23 protein-coding genes and 1 pseudogene are annotated in these 21,316 nt (G+C 67.2%); 6 read left to right on the top strand and 18 right to left on the bottom strand.

Features of this window, described 5'->3' with window-relative positions; all coding sequences use genetic code 11:
• Positions 1-377 (top strand): hypothetical protein (locus AC5Y4D_RS22575; RefSeq protein WP_500038256.1); only part of this gene is annotated, 377 nt, incomplete at its 5' end.
• A gap of 14 nt (positions 378-391) precedes the next feature.
• On the opposite strand, the gene AC5Y4D_RS22580 is transcribed toward AC5Y4D_RS22575, so the two are convergent.
• The 6 genes and pseudogenes from AC5Y4D_RS22580 to AC5Y4D_RS22605 all read right to left on the bottom strand — a co-directional run bounded on the left by AC5Y4D_RS22580 (position 392) and on the right by AC5Y4D_RS22605 (position 3,249).
• Positions 392-826, bottom strand: coding sequence for a hypothetical protein (locus tag AC5Y4D_RS22580; protein ID WP_499993290.1), 435 nt, complete (start codon positions 824-826; stop codon positions 392-394).
• A gap of 162 nt (positions 827-988) precedes the next feature.
• Positions 989-1,207 carry an integrase core domain-containing protein gene (locus tag AC5Y4D_RS22585; RefSeq protein WP_500038278.1) on the bottom strand — a complete coding sequence of 73 codons (219 nt, stop codon included), beginning with the start codon at positions 1,205-1,207 and terminating at the stop codon, positions 989-991.
• Positions 1,189-1,580 (bottom strand): annotated as a pseudogene (locus AC5Y4D_RS22590) (IS1380 family transposase); the annotation flags it as partial. The gene AC5Y4D_RS22585 and the pseudogene AC5Y4D_RS22590, both read right to left, overlap by 19 nt.
• Before the next feature lie 230 nt (positions 1,581-1,810).
• On the bottom strand, positions 1,811-2,305 hold the full coding sequence (locus tag AC5Y4D_RS22595) for a DUF456 domain-containing protein (RefSeq protein WP_499993287.1): 495 nt from the start codon (positions 2,303-2,305) through the stop codon (positions 1,811-1,813).
• Between the two features lie 15 nt (positions 2,306-2,320).
• Entirely contained in the window at positions 2,321-2,776 is a 456-nt protein-coding gene (locus AC5Y4D_RS22600; protein WP_499993285.1) for a nuclear transport factor 2 family protein, read from the bottom strand.
• Entirely contained in the window at positions 2,773-3,249 is a 477-nt protein-coding gene (locus tag AC5Y4D_RS22605) for a DUF3237 domain-containing protein (RefSeq protein ID WP_500038257.1), read from the bottom strand. Before AC5Y4D_RS22605 ends, AC5Y4D_RS22600 begins: the two co-directional genes overlap by 4 nt.
• Before the next feature lie 92 nt (positions 3,250-3,341).
• Here AC5Y4D_RS22605 and AC5Y4D_RS22610 point away from each other — a divergent pair, with 92 nt between their 5' ends.
• Positions 3,342-3,971: a winged helix-turn-helix transcriptional regulator gene (locus tag AC5Y4D_RS22610; RefSeq protein ID WP_500038258.1), complete on the top strand. Its 630-nt coding sequence runs from the start codon at positions 3,342-3,344 to the stop codon at positions 3,969-3,971.
• 4 nt (positions 3,972-3,975) lie between these two features.
• Here AC5Y4D_RS22610 and AC5Y4D_RS22615 read toward each other — a convergent pair whose 3' ends face one another.
• From AC5Y4D_RS22615 to mtnA, 3 genes are all read right to left on the bottom strand, one after another.
• Positions 3,976-4,329, bottom strand: coding sequence for a VOC family protein (locus AC5Y4D_RS22615; RefSeq protein WP_500038259.1), 354 nt, complete (start codon positions 4,327-4,329; stop codon positions 3,976-3,978).
• Between the two features lie 79 nt (positions 4,330-4,408).
• Positions 4,409-5,995 (bottom strand): PE family protein, encoded by a 1,587-nt coding sequence (locus AC5Y4D_RS22620; RefSeq protein ID WP_500038260.1) that lies wholly within the window; start codon positions 5,993-5,995, stop codon positions 4,409-4,411.
• Between the two features lie 257 nt (positions 5,996-6,252).
• Positions 6,253-7,227 (bottom strand): S-methyl-5-thioribose-1-phosphate isomerase, encoded by a 975-nt coding sequence (gene mtnA, locus AC5Y4D_RS22625; protein ID WP_500038261.1) that lies wholly within the window; start codon positions 7,225-7,227, stop codon positions 6,253-6,255.
• 59 nt (positions 7,228-7,286) lie between these two features.
• Here mtnA and AC5Y4D_RS22630 point away from each other — a divergent pair, with 59 nt between their 5' ends.
• The 3 genes from AC5Y4D_RS22630 to AC5Y4D_RS22640 are packed head-to-tail and all read left to right on the top strand — an operon-like array spanning position 7,287 to position 12,019.
• Positions 7,287-8,588: a VWA domain-containing protein gene (locus AC5Y4D_RS22630; RefSeq protein ID WP_500038262.1), complete on the top strand. Its 1,302-nt coding sequence runs from the start codon at positions 7,287-7,289 to the stop codon at positions 8,586-8,588.
• 41 nt (positions 8,589-8,629) lie between these two features.
• Positions 8,630-11,212 (top strand): flavin-containing monooxygenase, encoded by a 2,583-nt coding sequence (locus AC5Y4D_RS22635; RefSeq protein ID WP_500038263.1) that lies wholly within the window; start codon positions 8,630-8,632, stop codon positions 11,210-11,212.
• 45 nt (positions 11,213-11,257) lie between these two features.
• A complete protein-coding gene (locus AC5Y4D_RS22640; protein WP_500038264.1) occupies positions 11,258-12,019 on the top strand; it encodes an alpha/beta hydrolase family protein in 762 nt (253 codons plus the stop codon).
• Positions 12,020-12,021: 2 nt separating this feature from the next.
• On the opposite strand, the gene AC5Y4D_RS22645 is transcribed toward AC5Y4D_RS22640, so the two are convergent.
• The 7 genes from AC5Y4D_RS22645 to AC5Y4D_RS22675 form a co-directional block, all read right to left on the bottom strand.
• Positions 12,022-14,634: an AAA family ATPase gene (locus AC5Y4D_RS22645; protein WP_500038265.1), complete on the bottom strand. Its 2,613-nt coding sequence runs from the start codon at positions 14,632-14,634 to the stop codon at positions 12,022-12,024.
• A gap of 56 nt (positions 14,635-14,690) precedes the next feature.
• On the bottom strand, positions 14,691-14,879 hold the full coding sequence (locus tag AC5Y4D_RS22650) for a hypothetical protein (protein WP_499943934.1): 189 nt from the start codon (positions 14,877-14,879) through the stop codon (positions 14,691-14,693).
• Positions 14,880-14,943: 64 nt separating this feature from the next.
• Positions 14,944-16,026, bottom strand: a complete 1,083-nt coding sequence (locus tag AC5Y4D_RS22655) for a hypothetical protein (protein WP_500038266.1) — start codon at positions 16,024-16,026, stop codon at positions 14,944-14,946.
• Positions 16,027-16,040: 14 nt separating this feature from the next.
• Positions 16,041-16,343, bottom strand: coding sequence for a DUF732 domain-containing protein (locus AC5Y4D_RS22660; RefSeq protein WP_499943936.1), 303 nt, complete (start codon positions 16,341-16,343; stop codon positions 16,041-16,043).
• A gap of 106 nt (positions 16,344-16,449) precedes the next feature.
• Complete coding sequence (locus AC5Y4D_RS22665) at positions 16,450-17,112, bottom strand: class I SAM-dependent methyltransferase (protein WP_500038267.1); 663 nt, start codon at positions 17,110-17,112, stop codon at positions 16,450-16,452.
• A gap of 5 nt (positions 17,113-17,117) precedes the next feature.
• Positions 17,118-18,608 (bottom strand): bifunctional phosphatase PAP2/diacylglycerol kinase family protein, encoded by a 1,491-nt coding sequence (locus tag AC5Y4D_RS22670; protein ID WP_499943938.1) that lies wholly within the window; start codon positions 18,606-18,608, stop codon positions 17,118-17,120.
• Positions 18,609-18,699: 91 nt separating this feature from the next.
• On the bottom strand, positions 18,700-19,014 hold the full coding sequence (locus AC5Y4D_RS22675; RefSeq protein WP_500038268.1) for a hypothetical protein: 315 nt from the start codon (positions 19,012-19,014) through the stop codon (positions 18,700-18,702).
• Positions 19,015-19,109: 95 nt separating this feature from the next.
• Between AC5Y4D_RS22675 and AC5Y4D_RS22680 the strand changes: the two genes are divergently transcribed.
• Positions 19,110-19,340, top strand: a complete 231-nt coding sequence (locus tag AC5Y4D_RS22680) for a hypothetical protein (protein WP_499993273.1) — start codon at positions 19,110-19,112, stop codon at positions 19,338-19,340.
• Here AC5Y4D_RS22680 and AC5Y4D_RS22685 read toward each other — a convergent pair.
• Both AC5Y4D_RS22685 and AC5Y4D_RS22690 read right to left on the bottom strand, forming a co-directional pair.
• Positions 19,337-20,209, bottom strand: a complete 873-nt coding sequence (locus tag AC5Y4D_RS22685; RefSeq protein ID WP_499943941.1) for a glycoside hydrolase family 16 protein — start codon at positions 20,207-20,209, stop codon at positions 19,337-19,339. The two genes, AC5Y4D_RS22680 and AC5Y4D_RS22685, sit on opposite strands and share 4 nt — an antisense overlap.
• A gap of 62 nt (positions 20,210-20,271) precedes the next feature.
• Positions 20,272-21,285 carry an NADP-dependent oxidoreductase gene (locus AC5Y4D_RS22690; RefSeq protein ID WP_500038269.1) on the bottom strand — a complete coding sequence of 338 codons (1,014 nt, stop codon included), beginning with the start codon at positions 21,283-21,285 and terminating at the stop codon, positions 20,272-20,274.
• Positions 21,286-21,316: the final 31 nt, after the last annotated feature.

A 21,316-nucleotide genomic window follows, 5' to 3' on the forward strand; every position in this document is an offset into this window, starting at 1 on the left:
GTCGTACAAATGAAATCGAAACTCTTTATCTTGAGTTGGACCGCGTCATCACACGCCACAGCCTTCCCGAGCGGACTATTGATGCGCTGTTCGACGCGGCCATGCGTATGCGTGTCCGGCGGTCTGTGTACAAAGCAATTCTGAAGAGTCAGGGCAATGAGCCCATAAGCGATCAAACTGCTACACGCGACTTGCAAAGCCTTGCCAATCTCGGGCTGCTAATTCCGCATGGCGAGAAAAGGGGCAGGTACTACACTGCCGGGGAGCAGATAGCTGCAATCCGCAAGTCATTAATCGGTAGACGCACTCCAAAGGATGAAACCGATCCATTCAGTGCGCAGGCTGTTACACCGACTGACCTGGGGGAACTTTCCTAGGCCAAGGCGCCTAGCTAGTTGCCTTGGACAGAATCACCGGTGCAAATGTTGTAGTGGCCAGCCGGGTTGAATGTCTCGCCTTTGCTCGGGAAATACCATTTAGCCGCTTGGTACATCAGTTGACCGTTGCAGGTGCCGAGGTTGTAGGCGACGATCGTCGCCGGTTGGGAAACCGCCTGTGCGACGTTGCCGCCAGGGGGCACCCAGTTGGCAGTCCCGGCGCCTGTAGCTTGTTCTTCGCCCCATGAGGACCAGGTAATGTCCCAGATCATGCCAGTAGGGTCACCGCCGTTGTAGACCGTGGCCGGCTGCACTGCCCCATAACCCTGCTGGTTCGATGCCCAGACGCGGCCCAGGGTTGGTGATTGGCCGGCTGAGGCTCCGGCGGCCCCAGCTATCGCAACTCCGACCAATACGGCGACGACGCGTAACGACTTCAGCACGTCCATGAATCCCCCAAATTTCTGATGACACCGTAACTATGACACGTCAGCGGTGGGATGTCGGCGGGGCAGCCAAGATGGCCCGCCGGGCGGGCTGTGCAGGTCAACAACAAGGCATCCGCCGACTATGGGGCGCCGAGTGGGGTTCCCCAGAAAAAGTGGACGCGGTTAGGTTGCTTCCGGGGTGACTTTCAGTGATTGCTCGTAGGTGATGGGTGAGCGCATTCCGATCGCTGAATGCCTACGTCGGTGATTGTAGAAACGCATCCAATTGTCAACTGCTGCAATCAGTTCCGATTTTGTGTGGAAAGTATGCCGGTAGTAGTACTCGTGCTTGAACGTCGACCACAGCGGTTCGGCGCCGGCGTTGTCCGAGCAGATACCCAGGCCGCCGCGCGGGCAGCCGCCCGTGCGCCACGCACCCGGGCAAGTGCGCAGCGTCGATGCGCTCATCGACCAGACGCCACATCGTGGTCGTCGACGCCTTCGCCCCGCACACGTCCTCACGGTCGCCGCACAACTGCCCGACACCGTCGATGCAGTCCGCCCCGTCGGCGACCGCAACCGCCAGATCGGCGAACACCTCGCCAGGTGCATACACCCACGGACCGCGGTAGGTGTCGGCTAACACAGCGGTGACCTGCGCCGATAACCCGGTCCGATCGGCGAGTTCGCGCAGCATGCCCATCCCGGCATGCTGCGCGACACCACCGCCGTCGGCCGACACTTTGACCCGCGAAGAGGCCGCGATATTCTTCACCTGCGAGGTGCCTTCCAGCTGGAACGATCCGAACCTTAGACAAGTCCGATTATTCCTTGCAGGACAGGCACTTTCGCTTATCTACACACCGCCACAAGCGACATTCCACGAAAAATCCGGGCTAGCGCGGCCATCGTCGTGGGGTTGGCCTCGGCACGTGGTGCGATACCGAATTGCTAGAACGGGCTCACTTTGTGCCAACGAACGTCCATTCCGGTTGCCGAGATGAATCACGATGCCAACTGGGTTAGGCCCATCCCGAACGCCCACGCAACGGTGGCGAGCAGTGCGCCGGCGAGCTCGACACCCATCGACAACGCGACACCTTTCACGGCGTGCTTCGTCGAAGCCCATGCCAGCCGCTGGTCTCCGCGGGCGGCCAGCTCCGCCGCGTAGACGCCCAGCACGAAGCCGATCGCCAGGCCGATCACCGGGATCACGAAGAAACCAATGAGGCCCAGCCCCGCGCCCGCCGCCAAACTCAGCGTGCGCACGTCGGCGGCACGCATCCGCTTCACCGGCCAGGTGTACTTGATAAATGTCGCCGCACCAAGCAGGACGACCACCACGCCGAGCGTCACCCACGCGGTGATGTTGTTCTCCACGACGGCCCACACCACGATCGCACCGAGCACCAGCAACGTGCCCGGCAATACCGGCACCACGATGCCGATGATTCCGACGGCGATCGCGAGTGCTACGAGGACGATGCCGACAGCACTCATCTTCTCAAGGTATCTCTAGTGGCCGCTACGGTTCGTGTCCACCAGCGCGGAAGCAGCCCGATCCTCAACAAACGTTTTTCGCGCGCTGACCAGGCGCCCGAAGGCGACACCGTCGACGAATGTGTCTTTACGCGCTACCTGCCAATCGTCGGTCACGGTCACCAGATCGATGCAGTCCCAGCTGACCGCCCGACCGGGTCCGTCGTCCTCCGGCAACAAGCACGTCAGCGTCCAATCCAAAACCCAATGCCGAGAACCGAATTGGGTTCGGTGGACGTCGAACCCGAAGCCGGGGAGTGCGGCGAACATGGCCGTGAACTCGTCATGCACGGCGACACGACCGGTCACCGGGCCTCGGCCGTGATGCAGCCAGAACATGGTGTCTGCGGCATGGAGCGCGACGATCGCGTCGACGTCGCGGGACTCCCAGGCCAGTAGGTAGCGCCGGTAGAGGGCGCGCAACGCGCTCATCGGACCGCGAAAACCCGGTAGCGGACCTCAGAAAGCGACACCTCGTTGATCGCCACCGTGTGAATTGCGTTGAGCCACCGGTAGCGGGGATCGTCGGTGTCGAACAGGGGGCTGGATCGGGCGATCATCTCGTCGTGCCGGATCAGCTCGCCCGCCGTGAATCGGTCGGTCGCCGCACGACTCATGTGCACCCGACCGGTGTTGGTGACGTGGATGTGCGCGCCGTCGTCCGTCCGCAGCGTGGCCCGAACATCCAGTCGTGCCACCCGGTCGGTGCCGAACAGTATCCAGTCGCCGCCGCCCGGCAAGATGTCGCCGGCGATGCGGGGACCCTCGCAGCGCCCACGCCGGACCACGTAGGTGAACCGGGTACCGACCGGCGTCGGGAAGATCTGCACCGGGTCGAATTCGATGCGAATGTCGAGCAAGTGCTCCAGCGACGGGCGTGCGTCGATATCGACGAGGACGGTCATGGTGGTTCCTTCCGACACTCCGAAGCTACGCCTCTTACTTGGAGAAACCAAGTGACGACTTGGAATAGTCAAGTATCTGATACCGTCATGGCGTGGCAGCCAAGTCGTACGGTCAGCATTGCGCGCTGGCGAAAAGCCTTGACCTGGTTGGCGATCGCTGGACATTGCTCGTGGTGCGGGAGCTGCTCGACGGTCCGCGCCGCTATGTCGATCTGCTGCATGCACTGTCACCGATCGCGACCGACATGCTGGCGGCACGGCTGCGGGATCTGGAAAACAACGGCTTGGTCGTGCGCCGTGACCTGCCGCCGCCGGCCGCGGTGAAGGTCTACGAATTGACCGACGAGGGCCGTGCGCTCGAGGACGTGGTCAATGCGTTCGCCCGATGGGGCCGTCGTCTGCTCCACACTCGCAATCCCGGCGATCAGGTGCGCCCCGAATGGCTCGCCAGGGCGGTGCGGGCGTACGTGCGAGCCGAACGACCCGGCGTCGACCTGGTGCTGCAACTGACGACGCCGGAGGGATCGACCACGTTGCACATCGACGAGAACACCGTCGAGCCTACGACGGCAGAGCCGGATGTCACCTTGTGCGGCCCGGCGGAAGCCCTTGCGGCAGCGACGAATCCGGCTCATTTCGCCGACTTGGTCTCGTCCGGAGCCCTGACCGTCGAGGGTCGCCGCGCCGCCGTGCGTCAACTCGCGGTGTTATTCGGTCGATAGCCGGTTAATAAACTTCGCGAAAGCCGCCGATCAAGGTGATCGTGTTGCCATCCGGGTCGCTCAGCGCCGACAGCCGCACTCCCTTGTTCACGTCCTGGATCTCCCCCGGCGCGTATCCGCGCTCGGCGAGATCACCGACTGCCGCATCCAAATCCTCGACGGCGAGGTTGACCGCCGTCCTGCCGGCCTTCTCCGCGTCGGCGAAAACCTGGATCCAGCCCGTGCTGGTCGACCGCCACTCGACCAGTGTCGGCATCGGGTTGTTGCTAGGCGGCGTACCGAAGAAGCCGGAGTACCAGTGCGTTGCCGCTTCGATGTCGGTCACCGGAACGACCGCCAGCACATGCTGTACCTGCATTGAGTGCCTCCCTTCCGGTTGGTAAGACTCCGACCGGAAGGCAAATTCATCGGCAGACCAGCAGTAGCTCAGGATCGGACTACGGAACCCCGGGCGATCCGTCCAAACCGAGCACCCCGCCGGTGCCGCCGGCGCCGGCCTTTCCGGCTTTGCCCGGGTTCACGCTGGTGCCGCCGCTGCCGCCGTCACCGCCATTGCCGATCAGCAGGGCGTTGCCACCCTGACCGCCGTCGCCGCCGACGCCGCTCGGGTTGATGGTGACGTTCATCCCGCCGTCACCACCGTGGCCGCCGTTGCCGATCAGCCCGGCCGTGCCACCAGCCCCGCCCTTCCCGCCGATAATCGCGCTGGTACCGCCGGCGCCGCCGGCTCCGCCCTCGCCGAAGAGCAATCCCGCCTGGCCGCCGGCCCCACCGTCCCCGCCGATCGCGGCGTTCGAGGCGGCACCACCGCCGCCACCGCTGCCGCCGGTTCCGACGAGCATGCCGGCGCGGCCGCCGGCCCCGCCCTTCCCCCCGATGGCGGCTGATGTGCCGCCGGCGCCGCCCGTGCCGCCGGCTCCGGCGAATAAGCCGGCCGCGCCGCCGGCCCCACCGTCACCGGCAAACAAGCCCCCACCGCCACCGGCGCCGCCGTCCCCGCCATCGCCGAAGAACATGCCGGCCGCCCCGCCGGCCCCGCCACTACCGTTGATCGCGCCGCCGCCTCCGCCGGTGCCGCCGGTCCCGCCGTCGCCGCCGAAGGTGCCCCCGTGGCCACCGGCCCCGCCATCTCCGTTGATTGCACCGGCTTTGGCGCCCGCACCGCCGAAGCCGCCGGTACCGCCGCTCCCGACGAACCCGCCGGCACCGCCGGCGCCGCCCGGGCCCGCGACGGCGGTCTCGGTGTACCCGCCGATCCCGCCAGTCCCGCCGCTGCCGAACAGCCCCGCGGTGCCACCGACTCCGCCCGCCCCACCGTTGCCTCCGACGCCGTTACCGCTGCCACCCGCGCCACCAGCGCCGCCCGAGCTGAACAACCCGCCTGCCCCGCCCGCGCCGCCGTTGCCGCCGGAGCCCGCGGCGTTGAATCCGCCGGCGCCACCGCTGCCGCCAGCGCCGAACAAGAGCCCACCGGCTCCACCGGTGCCGCCGTTGGTGGTGCCGGGACCGCCCGCCCCGCCTGCCCCACCGGTGCCCAGCAGCCCCGCCGCGCCGCCGGCACCTCCGTTTTGACCGGCCCCGCCGGACCCGCCGTTGCCGCCGCTGCCGATCAGGATTCCGCCGGCCCCGCCGTTGGCCCCACTGCCCGGCGCTCCGTTGATTCCGTTGCCGATCAGGGGACGCCCGGTCAGCGCCAGGAAGGGCGCATTGATCGCGGTGAGGACAGGTTGCAGGGGTGTGGCGGCGGTGGCTTCAGCACTGGCATACGAGGCCGCACCGGTAGTCAAGGTCTGCACGAATTGATCATGAAACGCCGCCGCCTGGGCGCTGATCGCCTGATATCCCTGGCCGTGCCCGGAAAACAGCGTCGCGATTACTGCTGAAATCTCATCGGCGCCCGCCGCCAGTACCGCCGTCGTCTGCGCTCTCGCGGCAGCGTTGGCCGCGTTCAACGCCGATTCGATACCGGCCAGATTCGCTGCTGCCGTTGCCAGCGCCTCTGGCGCTGCGAATAGAAACGACATATTGGACACCTCCCAGTGCGCCATGGCGCTCAGGCCATGCCCCCCCGGGGAATCGCCGCGTTCAATATGCGGCTAGATACATGATCTCGCTTCAGAGCACGACATCGTGGGGTTTCGCCGAGATTGAGGGCTGACATCGACCCGTCGGTGTGAAACGTCGGCTTTGATTGTGAATCCACGGCTTCGCCGGTGAGCGCAGGGCGAAAAAATCGACGATTCCTCGCCCAGGCTTCACCCGCAACGCCCAGGCTTCACAGTCAAAGCGAGGGCGGGGCGTAGCGCCCGCGCTCGGTGACCACCGCGCTGATCAATCCAAACGGCGTCACGTCGAAGGCGGGGTTGAACACCGCGGCATCCGACGGAGTGACGGCAGACCCGGCAAAGGTCCGCAGTTCGTCAGGCGCGCGTTCCTCGATGGCGATTTCGGCACCGGTGCCAAGCGACCCGTCGATCGTGGACGAGGGTGCCACGACGACGACAGGCACATCGTGGTGACGCGCCGCGATGGCCAAGCCGTAGGTGCCGATTTTGTTGGCGACATCGCCATTCGACGCGATCCGGTCGGCGCCGACGAGCACGCAGTCGACGAGGCCACGCGCCATCGCCGCCGCGGCCGCGCCGTCCGGTTGCACCCGGTACGGCACGCCCGCCTGGGCCAGCTCCCAGGCGGTGAGCCGGGCGCCCTGCAGCAGTGGTCGGGTCTCGTCGACCAGCACCGACTCCACCAGTCCGCGCTCGTGCAGATGCCAGACGACGCCCAGCGCGCTGCCCCACGCCACGGTGGCGAGATGACCGGCGTTGCAGTGACTCAACAACCGCAACGGCCGGCGACCGCACAACTCCAGGACGATCTCGGCGGCGCAAGCGGATGCGGTCCGATTCAGCCGCTCGTCCTCGTCAAGAATTTCCAGGGCTTCGGCGAGCACGGCTTCGGCACCCTGGTCCAGCCGCTCCAGCGCACGTGCCACTCCCCAGCTGAGGTTCACCGCGGTCGGTCGGGCCGCCGCGACCCGATGAGCCGCAGCCCGCACGTCGCCGCCCTCGCGGACCGCGAGCACCACGCCGAGTGCCCCCGCCGCCCCCAGCGCCGGCGCGCCGCGCACGGCCAGGCGACGGATCGCGTCGATCAGCTCGTCGACCGTGCGCAGCCGCAACAAGCGGTAATCAACCGGCAGCGCGGTCTGGTCGATGATCGTGACCGCATCGCCGTCCCAGTCGATGGTCCTGTGCACCAGCCGACCCTACGCACGCCCGTTTACGCTGTAGCCACGATCGGACGAATCGGAGGGTCATGGCCGAGTTGACCAAGGGCGCCAACGCACCGGTACCCACTGCCGAACTGACCGTCGAAGTCAGTTGGCAGGCCGTCGCCGGAGTCGATGCCGACGCCAGTGCGCTGCTGCTGACCACGGCGGGAAAGGTGCGCGACGACACCGATCTCATCTTCTACAACCAGCCCACCTCGCGTGACGGGTCGGTGCGGCACACCGGTTCGATCCCGACGGGCGGTGACCGTCTGGTGGTCAACGCACCGGCCGTCCCCGACGTCGTCGACCGCATCGCGTTCGTGGCCTCCATTCACGACGCCGCCGCCAAGCGTCAGTCATTCGCGCAACTGCCCGGACTGTCGATCAAGATGTCATCCGGCGGCACACCGGTGGCGAGCTATTCGATCTCTGGGCTGACCACCGAGACCGGACTGATCTTCGGCGAGTTGTACCGCCGGCAGGGCGCGTGGAAGTTCCGCGCGGTCGGCCAGGGTTACGACACCGGGCTGGCCGGCATCGCGACCGAGTTCGGGATCTCCGTCGACGACGAACCGGCCACGCCACCGCCCGCGCCCCAAACGCCGCAAGCGCCTCCGGCGATCGACATGAACAAGCAGCGACAGATCAACCTGCGCAAGGCCGTCTCGGACAAGTCGCCGGTACTGCTGAAGAAATTCGACGCCGCCACCGTGTCCCTGGAAAAGCGGGGATTCCTCGGCGAGCGCGCCGAGGTGATCCTGGTGCTCGACGTCTCCGGCTCGTCGCGCCCGTTGTTCAGCAACGGCAGCTACCAGGAACTCATCGACCGGTTCCTCGCTCTCGCACTGCTTTTCGACGACAACGGCACCGTCGACACCCTGCTGTTCGATCACCGCGTGCACGAAGGTGAACCCGTCACCCTGGCCAACCGCGAAGGCTGGACCGACCGCGCCATCAACCGCAAGGGCATCTGGGGCATGACGAAGTACGCCCCGCCGATCGAGCAGATCGCCGGCAATCTAGAGCGCGGCGCCCGGCTGCCCACCTACGTCGCCTTCATCACCGACGGCGGCAACAGCGACCGCAAGAACGCCGCGGACGCCGTCTTGCGCGCGTCCGGGTTGCCGATGTTCATCCAGTTCATGGCGATCGGGCGGGAAAGCGACTTCCCGTTCCTGCACAAACTGGACGAACTGACCGGCCGCGAGATCGACAACGCCGGGTTCTTCGCCGTGGAGCAGGTGCGGGCGCTGAGCGACGAAGCGTTCTACGACAAGGTCATGACGGAGTTCCCGGATTGGCTGGGCGCGGCGCGTAATGCCGGCATTGTCGGCAGAGGGTTCTGAGCGCTCTACCAAAACGCGCCCCAGTGGCCAATGATGGGCGAATGAGTGATGTACACCACACCGATGTGGACGTCGTCGTCGTGGGTGCCGGCTTCGCGGGCCTGTACGCCGCGTACCGCCTGCGGTGCGCGGACCATTCGATGCGCATCTTCGAAGCGGGCGACGACATCGGCGGCACCTGGTACTGGAACCGATACCCGGGGGCCCGCGTCGACATACCGAGCCTGGACTACATGTTCAGCTTCGACCCGGAGTGGTCGCGGGACTGGCAGTGGTCGGAGAAGTACGCCACCCAGCCCGAGATCCTGCGATATCTGAACCACGTCGCCGACAAGCACGACCTTCGTCGCGACATGCAATTCGGCACCCGGGTCACCCACGCGCACTGGGACGACGATCTGCCCGGGTATCACGTGCGCACCGACGACGGCCGCGAAATCACCTGCCGCTACCTGGTAATGGCGACCGGCTGCCTGTCGGTGCCGAAAGAGCTCGACATCCGAGGCATCGAGAACTTCGCCGGTGAGGTGTATTTCACCAGTCGCTGGCCACATGAACCGGTCGACTTCACCGGTAAACGTGTCGGGGTGATCGGCACCGGGTCGTCGGGGATTCAGTCGATCCCGCTGATCGCGGCGCAGGCCGCGCAGCTCACGGTATTCCAACGGACGCCGTGCTTTTCGATCCCCGCGCACAACGGCCCGATCGCACCGGACAAGCTGGCCGCGCTCGCCGACGACGGCGCCTACCGGCAGGCGGCCCGGTACTCGTTCGGCGGGGTGCCGGTGGAACGCACCATCACCCCGTGGTTCTCGGTGCCCCTCGAGGAAAGGCAGCGACGATACGAAGAGTGTTGGCGGCGCGGCGAATTGCTGGAGGTGCTCAATCTCTACGCCGACACCATGAGCAACCCGCTGGCCAACGCCGACTTCGCCGACTTCGTCCGTGCCAAGATCCGCGGCATCGTGCACGATCCACAGACAGCAGACGTCTTGTGCCCCACCACCTATCCGGTCGGCGCCAAACGACTGTGCCTGGACACCGGCTACTACGCCACGTTCAACCTGCCCCATGTGCGGCTGGTCAACCTGCAGCAGCAGCCGCTGCTGGGCGTGTCGAGCACCGGGATCGACACCGCCGGTGAGTCTTTCGAGTTCGACGCGATCGTGTTCGCCACCGGCTTCGACGCCATCACCGGCGCGGTCGCGGCGATCGACATCGTCGGCCGCGACGGACTCGAGCTGAAGACAAAATGGTCGAACGGTCCGGACACGTACCTGGGGCTGACCACCGAAGGGTTCCCGAACTTCTTCCTGATCGCCGGCCCCAACAGCCCCTCGGTGCTGTCGAACATGGCGGTGTCGATCGAGCAACACGTCGACTTCGTCGCCGACGCGCTGACGTATCTGCGCAACCGCGGCTTCGACCGGATCGAACCCACCGCGCTCGCCGAGGCCGGCTGGATGCAGCACGTGGCCGATGCGGCGGCCATAACGCTGTTCCCGCAAGCGAATTCGTGGTACGTCGGCGCCAACATCCCCGGCAAGCGGCGGGTGTTCATGGCCTACGCCGCCGGGGTCGACTTCTACCGGGTGGCGTGCGACGAGTTGGTGGCTCGCGACTACCTGGGTTTCCGGTTGTCCGGCCAGGACGGTTCGCTATGCAACGACGGCATAATCCGCCGCCTGCAGCCCGACGTCCAGATGGTGCTGGAGCAGATGGCGTTGTTGGACCTGCCGCCGTTGGAGTCGCTCGGCGTCGACGGGATACGGGCCTTCATGGACGAGACCAACCTCGCACGCCCACCCGGCCCCGACGTCGGCGCAATAGTCGACGGCACACTCCCCGGCGCTGCCGGCCCATTGAACTACCGGTTATACCGGCCCGCGAGTCCGGGTCCGCATCCCCTCGTCGTCTATTTCCACGGCGGCGGTTGGGTTCTCGGCGACGCCGCATCCGACGAGCCGCTGTGCCGCGACCTGTGCGTGCGCAGCGACACGCTCATCGTGTCGGTGGACTATCGGCATGCCCCCGAACACCGATTCCCGGCGGCATTCGAAGACGGCTGGGCCGCTACGCAATGGATCGCCGAGCACGCCGAAGAACTCGGCGGCATTCCCGGTCAGCTCGTCGTCGGCGGCTGGAGCGCGGGCGCCGGAATCGCCGCCGTGGTTTGCCAATTCGCCAGGGAAGCGGCCCGGCCGACCATTCTCGGTCAGGCCCTGCTCACTCCGGTCACCGATTCCGACCAGACGCGACCGTCCTACCTCGAGAACGCCGAGGGCTACGGTCTGACCGCCCCGCTGATGGCCTGGTTCTTCGACCAGTACGCCGACCCGGACGTCCGCACCGACCCGAGGATCGCCCCGTTGCGCACCCCGGATCTGTCGGCGCTGCCGCCGGCGGTCGTGGTGGCCGCGGAGTTCGACCCACTGCGCGACGAAGGTATCGCGTACGCGGAAGCCCTTGCGGCGACCGGGGTTCCGACCGAGCTCGTGCGGGCGAGGGGACACACGCATCTGTCGCTGACGATGGTCGACATGGTGATGTCCGGAGCCCCCGTCCGGGCCCAGATCGCCGAGGCGCTGCGGGGTTTCTTCGCGCTCAGCGCGGCCACACACTGACGCCGCGCGTTGTCACGAGCACGGCACGACCACAGGCGATAGACGATGGGCGAACGCGTCACCTTCGAGAGTTCCACAGGCCCGAACCTGGCCGGGATCATCGACCCGCCGGAACAGGAATCGCGCGGCTGGGGAGTGTTCGCCCACGGCTTCACCCTGGGCAAGGAATCACCGGCGGCGGCTCGCATCTGCAAGCAACTGGCCTCCGACGGGATCGGCATGCTGCGTTTCGACGCGCTGGGACTCAGTGGCTCCGAAGGCGACTGGGGAGACGGGTCGTTCACCGTCAAGGTCGACGACATCGTGAAGGCCTGCCAGTTCATGGCGGACCGCGGCAAGCCTGCCGACATCCTGGTCGGGCACTCGTGGGGCGGCGCCGCGGTACTCGCCGCGGCACACCAAGTGCCCGGTGTCCGCGCGGTCGTCACGGTAGCCGCGCCGGTGGACCCCAGCCACGTGGAGAAGCACTACGACGCGGTGGTGGACCGCTGTCTGTCCGAGGGCAGAGCCGAATGGATGGTGGGCGGGCGCACACTGACCCTCAAACGAGCGTTCGTCGAGGACGTCCGCGCGGCCCATCTGCACGACAGGATCAAGAGCCTGCGCCTGCCGCTGCTGATCCTGCACTCACCCACCGACAACACCGTCGACATCGAAAACGCCAGCGAGATCTTCCGATTGGCCCGTCACCCGCGCAGCTTCGTTTCCCTGGAGGGCTCCGATCATCTGCTCACCGCCCGCGGCCAAGCTCGCCGGGCCGGACGCATCATCGGCGCGTGGGCCGACGCATATCTCGACGAGTCCTGACGTCAGCGTCGTAGCAGGGCCGCGAGTTCCTCGCGACTGGAGACGCCGGTCTTGGCCATGGCCCGATAGATGTGGCCCTCGACGGTGCGCACCGACAGCGTCAGACGTTCGGCCACCGCACGGCTGGACAGACCCTCGCCCAGCAGCGTCACGATCTCATGCTCCCGCACGGTGAACGGAACGCGCGTGCTGGCCTGCCGTAGCGCGGGCGTCGACGCCCCGCCGCAGCGCTGGGCCAGCGCGTCGGCCCGCGTCGAGCAGCCCAGCGCCGATCCTCGTAACCCCTTGTGGCGGTAGGTGATTGCCGCGTGGGCAGCCGCATCCGTCGCGGCCACCAGGTCGCCCATCTCTTCGAAGTCCTCGGACACCGAGGCCAATCCGGCCGCGTCACCCGCATTCAACGCGGCAGCGAACCTGGCGGCCACCGCTACCCGGGGACCCTCGACGATCGTTTCCAGCTCCCCCAACCGGACCGCGACCGAGCCGTCGCCGAACTGCGCCGCGGTCTGCAGGCACACCACCTCGGATCCGAATTGACCTCTTGCACATGATTTTTCGGCAGCCGACAAGGCGATCTTGATCGCGTCACTGACGACACCCTGGGCGGCAGCGAGCCAGGCGCGGGCGAGTTCTCGTTCATACTCGACGAAGCCGTAACTTCGATGGGGTTCGGTTTCCACCGCGTCGAGCGCGATGGCCGCTTCGTCGGTCCGGCCGGACATGGCCAGCGCCGTGGTGAGCGGAACCAGGTAACGGTAGCGGAAGCCGTTGGAATCGCCCATGAACAACTCGACCACGGTTCCCAGCAGTGCCCTTGCTTCGTCCAGTCGGCCCGACGCGGCGGCGACCCGACCCCGGATCCCCATGCTGAGTTGCTGGGCGACACCGGGAACGTCCGTCGTCTGCCTGCGCGCCTGCTCGGCCAGCGAACCCGCCTCAGTCAACCGGCCACACTGCAGCAGCGCGCCGACATGCCGGTCGACGATGAGGAGCCGCATGTGCGCGGCCGTGCCCACGCGCTCTGCATAGGCATAACCGATTTCAGCCGCCCGGCTGGCCTCCGCAGCGCACCCCGCGTCCCCGTGCGCCACGGCGAGCGCCCACGCCGCTGCCGAGCTCATGATTCCGGGGAGCTGCTCGAGGTCCAGGCCGGCGCCGAACTCCCGGGCCTTCGCGGGCTGCGCCATCGACGCCCAATAGACGGTCAGGTAGGCGTCGGACCAGCTGCGCGTGTCCGCCGTCGCCATCCCGGCGGCTTCGTCGAAATGTCGCTTCGCACCGTCGGGATCGGCGAGTGCCCACAGCTTGCTGAAGCCTCGATGCCCGAGCAGGTACACGTGGTCGGCCACGCTGAAGCCCTCGGTCGGAGTGGCGGCCACCACCGCGTCGGCCTCCTCGCCGCGGCCCTGCCACGCCAGCGCGAACGAGCGGATGTGGTAGGCCTGAACCCCCGCGCCCGCCTGGATCGCCGCTGCGGCCAGCCGGTCGGCCAGCGGAGCATCGGCCAGGAACATGGCGCCCTCGGCTGCGGTGAGCAGCAAGCCCGGGTCTGCCGGAAGGTCGGAGTCGACGCTCAATACCGCGCGCCGCACCACCATTCGCGCCTCGTCGCGTTCCGGGGACGCGGCCAACTCTTCGGCCACCCGGCCGCGTAGCCGGCGCAGTCGGGTGGGCGCGGCCCGTTTGCGACGCAGCTCGCCATACAGCGGGTGGGCCAGCCGGACCTGCACGCCGCCGTCGACCGTGGCCAGCGTGATCAAGCCGCGCACGTCGGCTTCCTCGACGGCCACCGGGTCGGTGATCCGCGACAAGGACGCCAGCTCGATCGGCTCCCCCACCGCAAGCGCGTCCACCACCTCGCCGACCGCGCCGGGGAGCGTGCCCATCCGCGACTCGATCAGTTCGGCCAAGCTGGGTGGCACGACGGGTTCACCAGTCCAGCGCCAGTAACCGTGCCGTATAGCAAACCGCCCGTCGGACACCTCTTGCTCGACGATGTTGCGCAGATACAGCGCATTGCCCCGCGTCAGTTTCCAAATATGTTGCGCGGCAGCGGGATCCACCGGACCGTCCAGTGTTGCCGACAACAGCGTGGCGACCTCGTCGGCCGAGAGGGGTTGCAGGTCGAGCCGTTCGAATGCGGCACCGCGCCACACGTCCTGCACCGCAACGGGAACCGGCTCGCCACTGCGGATGGTCAGTAGGACTTTCGCCGCGCGACGTTCGACGATCTGGTGCAGGACGAACGCCGACAAGTCGTCGAGCAGGTGCGCGTCGTCGACGGCGACCACCACCGGTGTGCGGGGCGCTCCGGCGGTCAGCGACTCGATCATGTCGCGGACCAGATGCACCAGCTGGCTGTGGTCGGGATCCGGCAGACTAACCCACGAAGCAAAGGCCCCCAACGGAAGCGATCGCGCGGATGCGCTGCCGACCGCCCAACGGATCTCATACCCTTCGGCGGCCGCCGCGGCGAGTGCTTCATGCGCCACCCGGCTCTTTCCGACGCCGGCGGTGCCCCAGACGACGATTCCGGACGCTGTGGCGTCGGAAATGGCGGCTTCGATGACCGCCAATTCCTGCGACCGTCCGATCAGCGGCCACGAAAGACGCACGCCGATAGCGTAGCCCGATACGCAACTGACGGAAGCCGATTCCGAACCTCGCGCCGCTACTGTTGCAGGGCAATGAGTTTCGCCTCAGCCAGCCGATAGACACCGTCGAGGGAACCGTTTTCGACACCGACGTATTCACAGATCACTTCCCGCGCGACACCGGCGTCGCGCAGCCGCAGGGCCAGCGAGTACGGCAGCGGGAGTTTGCGCAGCGCTTGTTCACGCTCGCTCAGAACGTCGGACACCGCATCAGCGTGCGGTCCGGCATCCGGGATCGACTGAGTAGCGCGGTACTCGATTCGGCAGGCTTCAGGGATTACGCACGCATTCGTAGGTCAGCGGAACCTCCGGGCCCGACTCCACCACCTCGAAACTGTCCACCCCGACCTTGCTGAACGACTGGGCGGTGATCCCGAGGCTTTCCCATTTGGCGGTGTTGTTGGAATCGTCGGCGAACGTCAGGGGTATCTGCCCGCCGTCGGCCAGCAGCATCCCATATGTCTTGAGCGCCTTGATGATTACCTTTTCCGAGGCCGAGAACGGTGACTCGTCGAAGTCGGCCTTGAGCCGGAACCGCACCCCGTACGGCGGGGCGTTCGGGTCCTCGCTGTCCGGGCCGCCGGCGTGCGTCGCCGGACGCACGTACACCTTCGCCTTCATCCGGGGATTGGGCAGGATGAATCGCAGCGGGTGGTTGACCGCACCCGCGGCGACTTCGTCGGCGGTGGGCAACAGCGCGGCGATCGGGAACCCGGCGGCGTCGGCACTGGTGCACTGGTCGCCCCGCAGCGTCTCCGGGTACTTCTTTTTCAAATCCCACACGAAGAAGGCGTGCGCGGCTATCGAATCGCCCTTCTTGCCGCCCAGATAGATCTCGTACAGCTTGTGCTCGTCACGTTCGGCGACCAACAGGTGGCAGTCGCTCTGACCGTCGGTGCTGCCGGTCACGTCGCAACTCAAATCCGACGAACCCTCGAAATGGGCGCCGGCCGGCACCGGCATCTTGGCCGGAACCTTGTCGCAGTCCGGCCCGCCGTCGCAGTAGTTGTCGTCGGCGACCACCTGCATGCGCGGTGAGTTCTTGTCGGCGAAGAACAGCGGAATGGAGAAGTCGACCTGGAAAACGTTGTCGTTGCCCCAACCACCCATGTTGCTGAGCGCGGCGATGATGGCGGCACTGCGCGCGGAGACCTTGGCTCCGCTGACGTTGTTGGTGAACGGCTGGTTCCCGTCGAACAACGGTCCCCCGGCACCGGGTTTGCCGCCGCTCGGCTGGGCACTCGAACCCGGGCTGGAAGCGGCGGGTTGGTTGCTGCCGCCCTTAGTGCACCCCGCGCACACCAACACCAGCGCGCAGAGCACGGCCAGCGTCTTGCTGCAGTTGTTGCCCACAGCGCATCGCTAAATCAGTGGTTGGCGAAGTCGGGGCAGAGGTTGGTCGTCGAGGCGCTGACGAACAACGTTCCCTGGCTGAAGCCGTACCGCTGTTCGACCTTGGTCATCTCGTCCAGCACCGAAGCACCACCGCGCAGGTCGCTGCACACCTGGTTGCCCGCGGCAATCGTCTGGGCCGGAGTCTTGTTCGGCAGGTGGACGTTGTTGACCTGCAGCTCGTCGAGGAAGCTGTTGGGGTCGGCCGCCGCCGATGGCGCCCAGACCACGGCCAGGACGGCCAGCGCGGGTGTGGCGAGTCGCAGCATCGTTTTCATGGGCGGGTCCTTTCGCACGGTTGCTGGAAACGCGTGAGCCGCACCCCCGACATATGCGTTCAGCTAGGACGATCTTTGCGCATTTCGGCTGTTTTGAATAGCCGGATCATTCATCCGGCCGGCGCGCGTGGTAAATCGAGAAGGATCCCGTCACCGTCGGAATCACCGCTTTCTCGGCGACGTCCACGAAGCCGGCCTGCCCGATCAACTCCGGCAGGATGCCGTCTGCGTTGGGCTGGGTATCGGCCTTGCCGTCGACGCGTTGCACGCCCCGGAACAGAAACCGCATCAGCGCGCTGCGCTGCCATCCGTAGTCGGCGATGACGAGTTCGCCGCCGGGCCGCAGCAGCGCGAACATGTTGGCGATGATCGCCTTCTTCATCGGCACCGGGCATTGATGCAGCACCAGACTGGACACCGCTCTGTCGGCGCTGCCCGGCCCGACGCGTTCGGCCGCCTGGTCGCCCATGGCGTGCACGAATTCCACGTCCACGCCGGCCTTGCGCACCTTGTCCCGCGCAATGGCCAGGATCTGCGCGTCGGGGTCCACCCCGATCACCCGCGCGTCCGGCTGCGCCTGCTTCACCCTGATCGCCAAAGATGCTGTGCCACAGCCGATATCGACAACAAGCTGACCGGATTGCAGACCGAGTTGCGCGATCGCGGCCGAGCGCCAACGCTGCTCACGGGTCAGTAGCGCGATGACCGTGTCGTAATACCTGGTGTACTTCGGGTCGCCGGCGGCCGGCGTGAACGACGGTGTCGACATGAGCGTCAGTCACCCGGCCGATAAACCGGAAGCGCCCGATATTTCGACATGAACGTGGCCTCGTCGTACTTGTCGCCGACCTCGCCGTCGTGGGCGATCACCGTCGGCCCGTCCACGGCGGTGAAGGTGAACTGCGGCACCTGCATCTCGTGGTACAGCGGGCTGCGTTGCAACCGTCCCAGCGCGAGGGCCGCCACGATCCTGGTGCGCGCCAGCCGCCGGCCGGTTTCCAGAATGCGCACGTCGATCAGTCCGTCGTCCATCCTGGTCCGCCGGGCCGGCGCGAATCCCGTTGGCAGATAAAGGGAATTGCCGACGAAGAACAGCGATGTCTGCAGCGTCTTGTTGTCGTAGCGGATGCGCACCGGCTGTTCGTTGCGCAGCGTGCTCAGCATGGCGTAGAACCCGGCCAGCGGCTTGCCGATGCGCCGCTCCAGCTTTTCGCGCCTGCGCACGAACGCGGGGTAAGCGCCGATGCTGGCGGTGTTGACCACCATGTGGCTTTCGTTGAGGCACATCAGGTCCACCGCCGCGACGCTGCCGCGACGGACCGCCTGCACGGTCTTGGTCACCGTGTCGCAGCCGATGTCCTTCGCGAAGTGGTTGAACGTGCCGGCGGGAAAGACCGCCAGTGGCAGCTGCGCTGCGACGGCGACGGCCGCCGCCGCGGACACCGTGCCGTCGCCGCCGGCGACACCGAGTACCTCGGCACGTGCGGCGGCGTCGCGCAGCACCGGTATCGGGTCTTCGCCGGGCACCAGTTCGACGATCTCGGTCTGCGGCAGTTCGGCACGAACCTGTTCGAGGACGCGGGCCCCGGTGCCGCTGCCCGAGGCCGGGTTGACCACCAGCACGATGCCCGAGCCGTCCGGCCGCTCCGGCACCGGAACCCACAGCGGTTCGGTTTTCGGCAGCGAGGTCTCGACGATCGGCGGCACCAGGCGACTGCCCGCGACGGCGATGCCGGCCCCGATGCCGAAGCCGATCACGACGTCGCCGGGATAGTGGGCGCCGGTGGCCACCCGCGACAGTCCGACCAGACCCGCCAGCACGGCCAGACCGAAGCCCAGCGGCGGATTTTCCAGACCCACACCGACCGCGAACGCGGCGGCGCTGGCGGAGTGCCCGGACGGCAGCGAGTTCGAGGTCGGCCGGCGGCGCGGCCGTCTGATCAGCGGGACCGACTCGTAACGCGGACGTGGGCGCTGCCGAATCCGCTTGGCGCCCTGGTTGGTGAACAGACTGGCCACGCCGAGCGTCACCAGTCCCCGCACCGCGCCGCGCCGCGCCGAATGCTTTCCAGTCGCGAGCAGGACTGCGGCGATGGCAAACCACAGCTTGGAATGGTCGGCCGCCCGGGTCAACGGCGGCATCGCCGTGTCCAGCAGCGGGGTCGGAGTTTCCGCGATGGCCTCGAACAGTTCGCGATCCAGCGCCCCCAGCCCGCGGGTGATCTGTTTGATGCTGTGCAGTGGTCGCGTCGGCCGCAGGTTCACCAGGCCAACCTTAACGCGTCAGCGCATTCGGATCGGATCGCCGGGATGCGGACTCAGCGGCGGGGTTTCGGATGGTCATCCACCCGGACGATCACGTCCGTTCGCCTTTCCGGCGCAGGGTCCAGGCCGGCACCCAGTGCGTCACCGCCTTCTGCCTGGCCCCGAACTGCACCGGATAGGTCACCAGCCCCCACCAGTCGCCCTGCTCGCAGATGCCCCAGCAGCTCAGCGTGCCCTCCACCACCTTGTGCAGCTGCAGACCGTTGGGGTGGTAGCGGCCGGACCGGTGTGGTTCGCGCGGGAACAGCGCGGTCAGGTCGACCAGTACCGCGATGGGCGGACGCACCACGCGGAACGGGCCGCGCAGCGGTTGCCCGTTGTATCCGATCGACGCCAGGCGACCCATTTGTCGATCATACGTTCGAACGAAATCCCGGCCCAGGTTTCGTCAGACCCTGCTCGGGCAATTCATCGGAGCAACAAGTCCGGAAGGGGATTCCCATGAAGACCGTTGTCGCCGCCGGCATTCTCGCGGCAGCAGGCGGGCTGATGACCACCGCGGTCGGCCTTGCCAACGCCGACGAAGTGCAGGTAGAGGGCACCTATTCGACGCTGGCCGCGTGCCAGGCCGACGGCCCGCACGTCGAGATCACGCACAACGACGGCGCCTACACGCATTGGGATTGCCGCCAGGGCGCCGACGGGCTGTGGAACCTGTATCTGAGTAACTAGAAGACGCGCACCCAGTCGACGAGCATGTCCGACGGGTAGTTGCCGGCCGCGGGGTCACCGCCACCGGATCCGCCGACCGCCAGGTTCAGCACCGGGAACACCGTGTAGCCGGGGTCGTTGAACGGCCATTCCTTGAAGGGCTCGTCGAGGTTCTCGATCCCGGTCGCCGGCACCGAGAAGTAGGGCGGCGCGCCGTCGGTGTAGTCGACCCAGAAGTACATGCCGGTGACGTCCCAGCGGACGCGCCAGTTGTGCCAGGCGCCGTCCACACCGATCGGGTGCGTCTCGAACGCCGTCCCGTCCGGGTTGGCGTGCACTGTGGTGCCTGACGGCCAGGTGCCGTTGCCGTACCACTCGATCAGGTCGATCTCGCCGCTGCGGCCCGGGTCGTCGTTGGACAACCACCAGGCGGGCCACATACCCGGTCCCAGGCAGTTCATCTTGATCCGGGCTTCCCAGGTGGTGCCGACGCCGCCCCGCCACAGACCGTGGACCAGGCCGCCGAAGACCCCGCCGCCGTCGCGCGTGGCGCGCAGCACCAGGTTGGAGTTGCCGTCCAGGAAGACGTTCTGCCGGCTGTCGCGGTACTGACCCCAGAACTGCGGCTGGTCGAAGCCGACCGGATTACGGATCGGCGTGCGGTGATTGGAAATGGCCCACTTGGACGGGTCGGGGGCCGAGCCGGCCGGACCGTCGAACTCGTCGTGCCAGATGAACGCGCCGGACGCGCCCGCGGCCGGGGCGGCCGGCGCGGGGGCCGGAGCGGCCGGTCGGGACGGGCTTGCACCCGCCGGGGGGGTCGGGATCGCGGCTGCCAGCGCGCCGAATCCCGCCATCATGATCATGCGGCGACGGTCCATCTGTGGCATGGCAAGGGACGATAGCAGCCCGCCCGGTGCTGCGCGGAGTCTGGCGACGTGTGCCGCGCGACTCAGCCGGGATCGCTGACCTTGACCAGGGTCTTGCCGATGTTCGCCCCGGTGAATAGTCCGTTGAGGGCGTCGACGCACGATTCGATGCCGTCGAAGATGGTCTGGCGGTGCCGCAGCCGTCCCTGAGCTTCCCAGCTGCGCAGGTTGGCGAAGGCCTCGTCGAAACGACCCCACTGATCCAGTGCGTTGAACCCTTGCATCAGCGCGGTCTTGGACAGCAGGTTGACGTAGTTGGCCGGTCCCGGGTGCTCCCCCGTGAGGTAGCTGGAGATGACCCCGCACAGCACGACCCGGGCCTTGGGTGCCAGCCGCCCGAGCACCGCGTCGAGGATCGGTCCGCCGACATTGTCGAAATAGACGTCCACCCGGCGCGGGCAGTGTTGCTTCAGCGCGGCCGCCAGGTCGTCGTTCTTGTAGTCGATGCAGGCGTCGAAACCGAAGTCCTCCACCACCGCCCGGCATTTGGCCGGGCCCCCGGCGATGCCCACCACCCGGGCCCCGGCGATCTTGGCGATCTGTCCCGCCACCGATCCGGTCGCGCCCGCCGCGGCCGAGACCACCACCGTCTCCCCCGGCTGCGGTCGGCCGATGTCGGTCATGCCGAAGTAGGCGGTGGCCCCGGTGGGGCCGTACACCGACATGATGGCCAGTTGGTCGTCCTCGCCCGGGATCGGTGTGCTGAACACGTCATCGCGGATGATGACGTATTCCTGGAAGCCGGTCAGTGTCGTGACGATGTCGCCGACAGCGTATGCGTCGCAACGGGATTCGACGACCTCCCCGATTCCGGCGGCCCGGATGACTTCGCCGATCTGCACCGGCGGCAGGTAGCTGGGCTGGTCGTCGAGCCAGGTCCGGACGGCGGCGTCCAGGCCCACGTAGGTGGTGCGCAGCAGTGCCTCCCCGGCCGCGGGCGCCGGTGCCGGACGGGTGACCAGTTCGGTGTCGTCGGGCTGGACGAGCCCAGCGGGACGGCGGCGCAACAGGACCTGACGATTCGGCAATGCGGGCACGGACGCGAGCCTATTCGCCCGTGCTGTGGAT

Source organism: Mycobacterium sp. NGS67 (assembly GCF_059812185.1).

Bases quoted from the DNA above. Each gene is read 5' to 3' on its own strand.
- AC5Y4D_RS22580 (WP_499993290.1), bottom strand. From the start codon at position 826: ATGGACGTGCTGAAGTCGTTACGCGTCGTCGCCGTATTGGTCGGAGTT.
- AC5Y4D_RS22595 (WP_499993287.1), bottom strand. From the start codon at position 2,305: ATGAGTGCTGTCGGCATCGTCCTCGTAGCACTCGCGATCGCCGTCGGA.
- AC5Y4D_RS22600 (WP_499993285.1), bottom strand. From the start codon at position 2,776: ATGAGCGCGTTGCGCGCCCTCTACCGGCGCTACCTACTGGCCTGGGAG.
- AC5Y4D_RS22605 (WP_500038257.1), bottom strand. From the start codon at position 3,249: ATGACCGTCCTCGTCGATATCGACGCACGCCCGTCGCTGGAGCACTTG.
- AC5Y4D_RS22615 (WP_500038259.1), bottom strand. From the start codon at position 4,329: ATGCAGGTACAGCATGTGCTGGCGGTCGTTCCGGTGACCGACATCGAA.
- AC5Y4D_RS22620 (WP_500038260.1), bottom strand. From the start codon at position 5,995: ATGTCGTTTCTATTCGCAGCGCCAGAGGCGCTGGCAACGGCAGCAGCG.
- AC5Y4D_RS22630 (WP_500038262.1), top strand. From the start codon at position 7,287: ATGGCCGAGTTGACCAAGGGCGCCAACGCACCGGTACCCACTGCCGAA.
- AC5Y4D_RS22635 (WP_500038263.1), top strand. From the start codon at position 8,630: ATGAGTGATGTACACCACACCGATGTGGACGTCGTCGTCGTGGGTGCC.
- AC5Y4D_RS22640 (WP_500038264.1), top strand. From the start codon at position 11,258: ATGGGCGAACGCGTCACCTTCGAGAGTTCCACAGGCCCGAACCTGGCC.
- AC5Y4D_RS22660 (WP_499943936.1), bottom strand. From the start codon at position 16,343: ATGAAAACGATGCTGCGACTCGCCACACCCGCGCTGGCCGTCCTGGCC.
- AC5Y4D_RS22665 (WP_500038267.1), bottom strand. From the start codon at position 17,112: ATGTCGACACCGTCGTTCACGCCGGCCGCCGGCGACCCGAAGTACACC.
- AC5Y4D_RS22675 (WP_500038268.1), bottom strand. From the start codon at position 19,014: ATGGGTCGCCTGGCGTCGATCGGATACAACGGGCAACCGCTGCGCGGC.
- AC5Y4D_RS22680 (WP_499993273.1), top strand. From the start codon at position 19,110: ATGAAGACCGTTGTCGCCGCCGGCATTCTCGCGGCAGCAGGCGGGCTG.
- AC5Y4D_RS22685 (WP_499943941.1), bottom strand. From the start codon at position 20,209: ATGCCACAGATGGACCGTCGCCGCATGATCATGATGGCGGGATTCGGC.